6 protein-coding genes and 1 pseudogene are annotated in these 8199 nt (G+C 75.4%); 2 read left to right on the top strand and 5 right to left on the bottom strand.

All coding sequences use genetic code 11. From position 1 onward, the window contains the following. Window positions 1–239: 239 nt before the first annotated feature. Complete coding sequence (locus F2B26_RS12770; protein ID WP_159809959.1) at window positions 240–1091, top strand: glycosyltransferase; 852 nt, start codon at window positions 240–242, stop codon at window positions 1089–1091. Here F2B26_RS12770 and F2B26_RS12775 read toward each other — a convergent pair. The 5 genes from F2B26_RS12775 to lhgD all read right to left on the bottom strand — a co-directional run bounded on the left by F2B26_RS12775 (window position 1080) and on the right by lhgD (window position 6787). Further along, window positions 1080–2114, bottom strand: coding sequence for a hypothetical protein (locus tag F2B26_RS12775; RefSeq protein WP_159809961.1), 1035 nt, complete (start codon window positions 2112–2114; stop codon window positions 1080–1082). The genes F2B26_RS12770 and F2B26_RS12775 overlap by 12 nt on opposite strands. Before the next feature lie 169 nt (window positions 2115–2283). After that, complete coding sequence (locus F2B26_RS12780; protein WP_159809963.1) at window positions 2284–3318, bottom strand: TolB-like translocation protein; 1035 nt, start codon at window positions 3316–3318, stop codon at window positions 2284–2286. After that, complete coding sequence (locus tag F2B26_RS12785; RefSeq protein WP_235929658.1) at window positions 3315–4760, bottom strand: MFS transporter; 1446 nt, start codon at window positions 4758–4760, stop codon at window positions 3315–3317. The genes F2B26_RS12780 and F2B26_RS12785 overlap by 4 nt, the downstream gene beginning before the upstream one ends. Before the next feature lie 4 nt (window positions 4761–4764). Further along, window positions 4765–5445, bottom strand: a complete 681-nt coding sequence (locus F2B26_RS12790) for a hypothetical protein (protein WP_159809965.1) — start codon at window positions 5443–5445, stop codon at window positions 4765–4767. Between the two features lie 151 nt (window positions 5446–5596). Beyond that, window positions 5597–6787: an L-2-hydroxyglutarate dehydrogenase gene (gene lhgD, locus F2B26_RS12795; RefSeq protein ID WP_159809967.1), complete on the bottom strand. Its 1191-nt coding sequence runs from the start codon at window positions 6785–6787 to the stop codon at window positions 5597–5599. A 155-nt stretch (window positions 6788–6942) separates the two neighbouring features. On the opposite strand from lhgD, the pseudogene F2B26_RS12800 reads away from it, so the two are divergent. Next, window positions 6943–8199, top strand: a pseudogene (locus tag F2B26_RS12800) (transcription-repair coupling factor); the annotation flags it as partial.

The following is an 8199-nucleotide window of genomic DNA, read 5'->3' on the forward strand; positions in this document are numbered from 1 at the left end:
CCCGGTGTGGGAGGAGGTCATCCTCCAGCTGCCCGAGGCGGTGCAGATCGTCTGCCTGTCGGCGACCGTCGTCCCCTTGAACGGTGAGCGCGCGCGGACCGGTGCCGGTGGGCGTCTGGCGGAGCCCGTCGCCCTGGACCTGTCGACCCGTTCCGCCGGCGCCGTGCCTACGTCCCGCTCGACGATGTCGGGTTGGGGCGCTTCGTCGCGGCCCGCGGGCCCGCGGCCCCCGCCGGCGCATGACCGGTCCGGTCCCGCCGCTGGTCGTGGTCCCGGCGCACGACGAGGAGCGGGTGGTCGCGCGCTGCGTGCGCGCTCTGCTCGACGGTGCCGGCGCCGCGGAGCTGCGGGTCGTCGTGGTGTCGAACGGGTCCCGCGACGCGACGGTCGAGCGCGCCCGTGCGGCGGTGCGGCCCGGCGAGCTCGTCGAGGTGGTCGAGACGGCGGCGGCGTCCAAGGTCGGTGCGCTGCGGCTGGGGCTGGCCCGCGCCGACGGTGCGGCGGTGCTCGTGGTGGACGCGGACGTCGTCGTCCCGGTCGGGACGGCCCGGGAGCTGATCCGCGCGGTGCGCGGTCCGGGGGCGTGGGTCGCCGGTGCGCGGCCCGTGCTGGACACCTCCGGCGCGAGCTGGGTGGTGCGCCGCTACTACCGCGTCTGGCAGGAGCTGCCGTACGTGCGCGGCGGGGTGATCGGGACCGGGGTCTTCGCGTTGAGCGCGGACGCAGTCGTGCAGATCGGGACCTTCCCCGACGTCGTCAACGACGACGGCTGGGTGCGGCGCCGGTTCCCCGCCGAGCAGCGCCGGCTGGTGGACGCCCCGTTCACGGTGGTCGCCGCCCGCACCGCCCGGGCGCTCACCGCGCGTCGGGCCCGCGTCCTCAACGGGAACCGGCAGCTGGACGCCGAGCTCGGCCCCGACCCCGAGGGCGGCACCTGGGCGGTGGTCGGCCGCGGGCTGGCGGACCGCAGCTTCGGGCCGCTGGACGCAGCCACGTTCGTGCTGGTCACCGCCGTGACACGGCTGCGGGCGGCGGCCCGTCGGCGCCGCGGGGACACCGGCTGGTCGACCGACGCCACGTCACGAGCCTGAGCGCACCACGCTCGGGGACCAGGCGCCCTCGAGGAACAGCCGGGGCTTGGCACCGGGCGTCGTGATGTCGACCGACCACACGTCGGTCGTCCCCGGCTGGTCGGAGCGGGGCATGCCGTACAGGATCGTCGAGTCGTCGAGCCACTCGATCTGGTCGTCGCAGCCCTCGGTCACCGGGTAGAGCGTCTCGGTGTCGGTGGGCACGTCGAGCACGGCGTAGGCCCAGACCTTCTGCCCGTCCTGCACCCGCTGCACCTTCTTGTAGGCGACCTTCGAGCGGTCGGGTGAGACGGACGGGCACTCGCCGCCCTCGCGCAGGGTCGAGATGGTGCGGGTCGAGATCTTCCCCGTCGCGATCCAGGTCTTCCCGGCCGACTGCGAGGCGGCCGAGACGTAGAAGTCGTCGTCGTCGATGAACGAGACGCCCCAGAAGTTGCGGTCCGCCGCCGTGAACGGGGCGCCGTCGACGAGGAAGGTCCACTGCTCCAGGTCGCCGAGGTCGGTGCCGTCGGTGCCGTGGATCTTGGTCTCGGTGGAGAAGCCGACCTGGGCGTAGGAGTGCCCGGTGACGAAGGCCGTGGTCGCGACCAGCGTGCCGTCGTCGGACAGTCGGGTGCGGCTCGGGATGCCCGGCAGCGGCCAGGTCTGCACCGGTTTCCAGGACGAGTCGAGCAGGTCCGCCTCGAACGTGGTGGCCACCCCGCGCACGGTGCGCAGGCAGGAGGTGTACGCCCCCGCGTGGTAGAGCCGGTCGCAGGCCACGTCGGTGAAGGCACGCGGACCCGTCGGGTCGTCGAGCGGCACCGCGGCGACCAGCCCGTACTGGCTGCCGGGCAGGGTGTTGCGGAACAGGATGTGCGGTCCGGCGAGCACCGGGTCCAGGGAGGTCGAGGCCACCGAGGGGGCGGCGCTCGCGGCGCTGCGGTGGTTCCGGACCGCCCACCAGACGTAGCCCCCGACGCCGAGCGCGACGACCAGGACGATGGCGACGAGCGCCGTGGTCCGGGGCGGGAGGCGCCTCATCGGGCGTCCTCGCACGAGGCCGGGACCCGCCCGCGGTGCGGGCCGGCGGCGTGCGTGTGGTCCTGGAGACCGGGGGGGTCAGCGGTGGGCGGCACGGCCTCGGACACTACCCCGGCAGGTCATCGGCGTGGGCTCCGCGCACCGGCCCCAACGGTGGGGAGGCGGTTCGTCACTGCGTCGCGCCGACGACGGTCGGTGATGCGGCGCCCGGCACCAGGACGACGGGGGTCGGGTCCGCGGCCGTGGTGTCGAGCGCCCACACGTCGCTCGTCCCGGGCAGGTCCGCGCGTGGTGCGCCGTACAGGAACGTCGTGTCGTCGAGCCACTCGACCTGGTCGCCGGCCCCCGTGGTGCGCGGGTAGACCGTGGTCGTCCCGGAGCCGATGTCGAGCAGCGCGTACACCTGGACCTGCCCGCCGTCGGCGGTCCGGTCGGACGTGACGAACGCGATCCGCGACCCGTCGGGCGAGACCGACGGGGTCACGCCGCCCGCATGCATGCTGGTGATGGTGCGGGTGGCGACCGAGCCGCGTGCGATCCACGTCGTGCCGGCCGACTGGGCGCCCACCGTGACGTAGAACGTGTCGTCGTCGACGAAGCTCACGTCCCACAGGTTGCGGTCGACCGCGGTGAACGGGGCGCCGTCGACGAGCAGCGTCCACTGCTCCAGGTTGCCCAGGTCGGTCCCGTCGGCCGTCCGGATCCGGGTCTCGGTGGGTGGGGCGACCTGGGCCGCGCAGTGGTTCGCGACGTACGAGGTGGTGGCGATGAGCGACCCGTCCGGGCTGGACCGGGTGCGGCTGGGGATCCCCGGCAGTGCCCAGTGCTGCACCGTCTCACCCTGGGCGTCGAGCAGCTCGGCCTGGTAGGTGGTGACCACCCCGCGGACGGTGCGCAGGCAGACGGTCGAGGTGCCGGCCCGGGCGATCCGGTCGCATGCGGTCGATGTGGCCGTCCGCGGTCCCGCCGGGTCGCTCAGCGGCACCTGCGCCACCAGGCCGTACTGGTCGCCGGGCAGCGTGCTGCGGACCAGCAGACCGGGGGTGCCGAGAACGCTCCCGAGCGGCGCCGCCGAGCTGGACGGCGCGGCGTCTGCCACCCGCCGTCGGGTCCGGACCGTCGACCACAGGTCGAGACCCACCGCCACCAGCACACCGAGGACGACCGCGACGAGCACGAGCGTGCGCGGTGCCGGGCGTCTCATCGGACGGGCGCCACCTCGTCGGAGCCCGGGGTCGGCGTGACCGGTCGGTCGATCCCGCGCAGCACCACCCAGCAGAGCGGCAGGGCGACGGCCAGCGCGAGCGCCACGCACACGATCGCCGGCTGACGGCCGAGGGTGTACCAGAGCACCCCGAACGCCGAGGAGGCCCCCATCCGGGCGACGGCCACGACGGTCTGCGCGGTCCCGATCGCCGAGGCGCGCACGGCGGGCGCGGTGCGCTGGCCGACGACTGCGGCGAGCACCCCGTCCGTCCCGGCGTAGAAGGCGCCGAGGAGCACGAGGGCGGCGATCGTCGTGCTCGCCGAGGCCCCGCCGACCGCGGCGCAGGCGTAGGCGCCTGCGAGCATGGCGTGGCTCCAGACGAACACCTTGGCCCGGCCGACCTTGTCGGCGAGCCGGCCGACCGGGATCGCGAGCAGCATGTAGGCGATGTTCGTCCCGACGTACAGCAAGGGGAACCACGTGGTGGCGAACCCGTCGCGGGCCTGCAACGACAGGTAGACGAAGCCGTCCCCGACGGTGAGCAGCGCGAGCACCCCGGCGACGACGAGCACCCGCCGCAGCGCCGGCTCGGTGAGGAACCGCCAGCTGAACGGGCGCTCGGTGAGGGTCGGCACCGCACCGTCGGAGCAGGTGCAGCCCTTGCAGCTCGGCAGCTTGCGCTCGGCGCGGGTCTGGTGCGTGCTCAGCCACGAGGCCTGCCGCGGCCGCAGGTCGGGGACCATGAGCCCGAGCACCGCCAGCCCGATGACGGCGCAGCCGAACGAGATCACGAAGACCGTGTGGTAGCCGTCGGGCAGCAGCCAGAGCACGACGAAGGCCAGCAGCGGGCCGACCGCCGCACCGACCGTGTCCAGCATCCGGTGCACCCCGAACGAGCGGCCGAGGTTCGTGGGGTTCGAGGAGGCGGCGATCATCGCGTCGCGGGGCGAGGTGCGCATCCCCTTGCCGACCCGGTCGATCGCGACGAGCGAGGTGATCGCCACGAAGCCCGTGGTGAGCAGCAGCCCGGCCCGGGTCAGGGCGGACAGCCCGTACCCGACGAACGCGACCCACTTGGGGTGGTCGCCACGGTCGGCGGCCCACCCGCCGGCGATCCGGACGAGCGCCGAGGCGCCCTGCATGAGCCCGTCGACGAACCCGTAGGCGAGGGTCGTCATCCCCAGCGCGGTCGTGAGGTAGAGCGGCAGGACCGCCGCGACGGACTCCGAGGAGATGTCCGTGAGCAGGCTGACGACGCCCAGGGTGATGACGGTCGAGGACACCCGTGCGTTGCGTGCCGCGCGCTGGGCGCGGATCTCCTCGATCGTGCGGCCGTCCGCGGGCGGGAGCCGGTGGGTCCCGGTCGTCGTGGGTCGGGTGCAGTGCTCGGGGTCCTGGGCGGCGGACGGCGCCGGGTCGTCCTGGGTGGTGGAGGACACCGGCTCAGCCTGTCGTGGTGAGGGTCGCGAGCACGGACAGCTCGGTCCCGCCGCCCAGCCGGGCACGCACGGACACGACGACGCCGTCGACGCCCCGGCTGTAGGTGACGGCCGTCGACCCGTCGACGGTGGCCGTGGGGGTCCCGGCGAAGCCCTCGCGTGCCAGGGCCCCGGCGTAGGCGGCCTGGACGTCGGCGGGGGCGGCGGCGCTCGAGCCGAGCAGCGCGGCCTGCACCCGGGTGCCCTGACCGGACACCGAGCTGGTGACGACCTCGACCCCGTCCGGTACCGGCACGACCGCGCTCGGGAAGCCCGCGACCAGGGAGCCCTGGGCGGTGGCGTCGGACGGCGCCGGTCCCGTGAGGGTGCTGCCGGACCCGGCGGCCGGCGACAGACCGGGCAGACCGGTGGGTGCGGTGAACCCGGGCAGCGACTCGCTCGCCGGCGTCGTGCCCTGGCCGGGGGAGGCGGGTGCACCGGCGCTTGCCCCCGGGGTCGCCGGGGCGGTCACCGGTCCACCTTCGCTGCCCGGTGCGGGTCGCGAGCTGCTGGTGCTGGGCGCCGGGGCGGGCGACCCGACGCACCCGGCCAGCAGCAGGGTGACCGGGACGGTGGTGAGCGCGGCGGCGACCCGACGCCGACGACGGGCGGCCTCGGGGGCGCGGCGCAGCGCCGGGCGGGTCACAGCGGTTGCCTCCCGTGCTCTGGTGGGTGCCGTCGAGATCCGGGCGAACCGGACGAGTCGGGCGTGCGGTCTCTCACGGTAGCCCCGCACCCGGTGGGTGGAGGTGGCCCGGACGGCGGAAATCACCCACGTGCCGCACCGCGGGGCTCGTTCAGACCGGCAGGCGCTCGCACAGGTGCGCGGCGATCTCCAGCGCGCAGGTCGCGGCGGGGGAGGGGGCGTTGAGGACGTGCACCTGGTGGTCGGAGACCTGGACGAGGAAGTCGTCCACGAGCCGCCCGTCGCGCCGGAGCGCCTGTGCGCGCACCCCGGCCGGGGCCGGGACCAGGTCCTCGGCCCGGACCCCCGGCAGCAGCTCGGCCACGCTGCGCGCGAAGGCCGTCCGGTCGACGGAGCGGACCACCTCACGGGCGCCCGGCACCAGGTTGCGGGCGGCCAGGCGCCACAGCCCGGGCCAGCCGAGCGCGTCGGCCACGTCGCCGACGACGACGTCGTGCCAGGTGTACCCCTCCCTGGACAGGGCCAGGACCGCGTTGGGCCCCACGTGCACGCCGCCGTCGACCATCCGGGTCAGGTGCACGCCCAGGAAGGGGAACCGCGGGTCGGGCACCGGGTACACCAGACCGCGCACGAGCGCCGCCTTGGCGGGGGTGAGCTCGAAGTACTCGCCGCGGAACGGCACGATCCGCGCCTCGGGCTCGATCTGGCAGGCCTGCGCGACCCGGTCCGCCTGCAGCCCCGCGCAGGCCACCAGCGCATCGGCCCGCAGCGCCCGACGGTGGCCCTCGTGCTCGACCAGGACCTCGACGCCGGTGGCCACGTCGCGCGCCGCGACGAGCCGGGCGCCGAGCACGACCGTCCCCCCGGCGTCCCGGATGTCGTCGGCGAGGGCGCGGCACACCCCTCGGTAGTCGACGATGCCGGTCGACTCGACCCACAGCGCGGCGACGCCCGCGACGTGCGGCTCCCGCTGCCTCGCGGTGGCCTGGTCGACCAGCTGTGCGGGCACACCGTTGTCCTGGGCGCGCTGGGCCAGGGCGTGCAGGCCCTCGACCTGGTCCGGGCGGCTGGCCACCACGAGCTTGCCGGTGACCTGGGCGGCGACGTCGTGCGCGCGTGCGTAGGCCAGCATGCTGCGCTGCCCGGCGACGGCCATCGTCGCCTTGAGGCTGCCGGGGGCGTAGTAGAGGCCGGAGTGCATCACGCCGGAGTTGCGGCCCGTCTGGTGGGCGGCCACCGCCCGCTCCTTGTCGAGGACCGTGACGACGTGACCGTCGCGGGCGAGCCGCGCGGCGGTGGCCAGCCCGACCACCCCGGCCCCGACGACGACGACGTGTGCCACGACCCACCTCCGGACCCGGGGAGCCGTTCCCCGTGCGGCAGGCTAGCGCCCGGGTTGCGTGGGCGGTCCCTCCTACACTGGTCGAGGCGCCTGACCGGGACGTCGAACCCGCGTGGTTCGCCCCGGCCGTCCCCTCTCCGCGACCGCAAGGACCCATGAACCTCACCGGCATCGTCCCCGCCCTGCTCGCCGAACCTGCGCTGCGCGCTGCTGTCGAGCACGTGCGCGCCCGCGGCGAGCTCGATGTCGTCGGCCCTGCCGGGGTCCGGGCCCCGCTGCTCGCGGCACTGTCCGGTGCGGCCGGGCCGGGACCGGGCCGACCGCTCGTCGTGGTGACGGCGACCGGGCGGGACGCCGACGAGCTGGCGGCGGCGCTGCGCTGCTACCTGCCGGTGGACGACGTGGCGGTGCTGCCGGCGTGGGAGACGCTGCCGCACGAGCGGCTCTCGCCGCGGGCGGACACCGTGGCCCGGCGGCTGGCCGTCTTCCGTCGGCTGGCGCACCCGGAGCCCGACGGGCCGGCGGGTGCGGTCCGGGTGCTCGTCGTGCCGGTGCGGGCGCTGCTGCAGCCGGTGGTCGCCGGGCTGGGTGAGCTGGAGCCGGTCTCGGTCGAGGTCGGCGCGCAGGTGGACCTCGACGACCTGGCCGCCCGGCTGGTGGACGCGGCCTACTCGCGGGTCGACATGGTGGAGCGGCGCGGGGAGTTCGCGGTCCGCGGCGGCATCCTCGACGTGTTCCCGCCGACCGAGGACCACCCGCTGCGGCTCGAGCTGTGGGGTGACACGGTCGAGGAGATCCGCTGGTTCTCCGTCGCCGACCAGCGCAGCCTGGAGATCAGCGACCGGGGGCTGTGGGCGCCGCCGTGCCGGGAGATCCTGCTCACGCCGCAGGTGCGGGAGCGGGCCGCCGCCCTGGTGCCGCAGCTGCCCGGTGCGGTCGACATGCTCGACAAGCTCGCCCAGGGCATCGCGGTCGAGGGCATGGAGTCCCTCGCCCCGGCGCTGGTCGACGAGATGGTCCCGGTGCTCGGGATGGTCGACGAGGACAGCCTGCTCGTGCTCGTCGACCCCGAGCGGATCCGCCGCCGGGCTCATGACCTGGTCGCCACCACGCGCGAGTTCCTCGAGGCGGCCTGGACGTCGGCCGCGGCGGGCGGGTCGACGCCGCTGGACCTGTCGGCGGCCTCCTTCCTGTCCTTCACGCAGGTGCGGGACCTGGCCGCGGTCCGTGGGCTCGGCTGGTGGACCTTGTCGCCGTTCACCCTGGACGCCGGCGAGCCCGACGGCGCCGACGCGGGTGTGGTCACCTCCGGGGTCCGCACGCTCCAGGTCGGTGCGCGCGACGTCGAGCGGTACCGCGGCGAGGTCGAGCGCGCGGTCGCCGACGTGCGGGCGCTGCAGCAGGCCGGCTGG

This window comes from Cellulomonas citrea (genome assembly GCF_009829685.1).
In the GTDB taxonomy this organism is placed as follows: Bacteria; Actinomycetota; Actinomycetes; order Actinomycetales; family Cellulomonadaceae; genus Cellulomonas; species Cellulomonas citrea.

Excerpts from the sequence above, each read along its gene's own strand:
- F2B26_RS12770 (WP_159809959.1), top strand. The coding sequence starts at position 240 with ATGACCGGTCCGGTCCCGCCGCTGGTCGTGGTCCCGGCGCACGACGAG.
- F2B26_RS12775 (WP_159809961.1), bottom strand. The coding sequence starts at position 2,114 with ATGAGGCGCCTCCCGCCCCGGACCACGGCGCTCGTCGCCATCGTCCTG.
- F2B26_RS12780 (WP_159809963.1), bottom strand. The coding sequence starts at position 3,318 with ATGAGACGCCCGGCACCGCGCACGCTCGTGCTCGTCGCGGTCGTCCTC.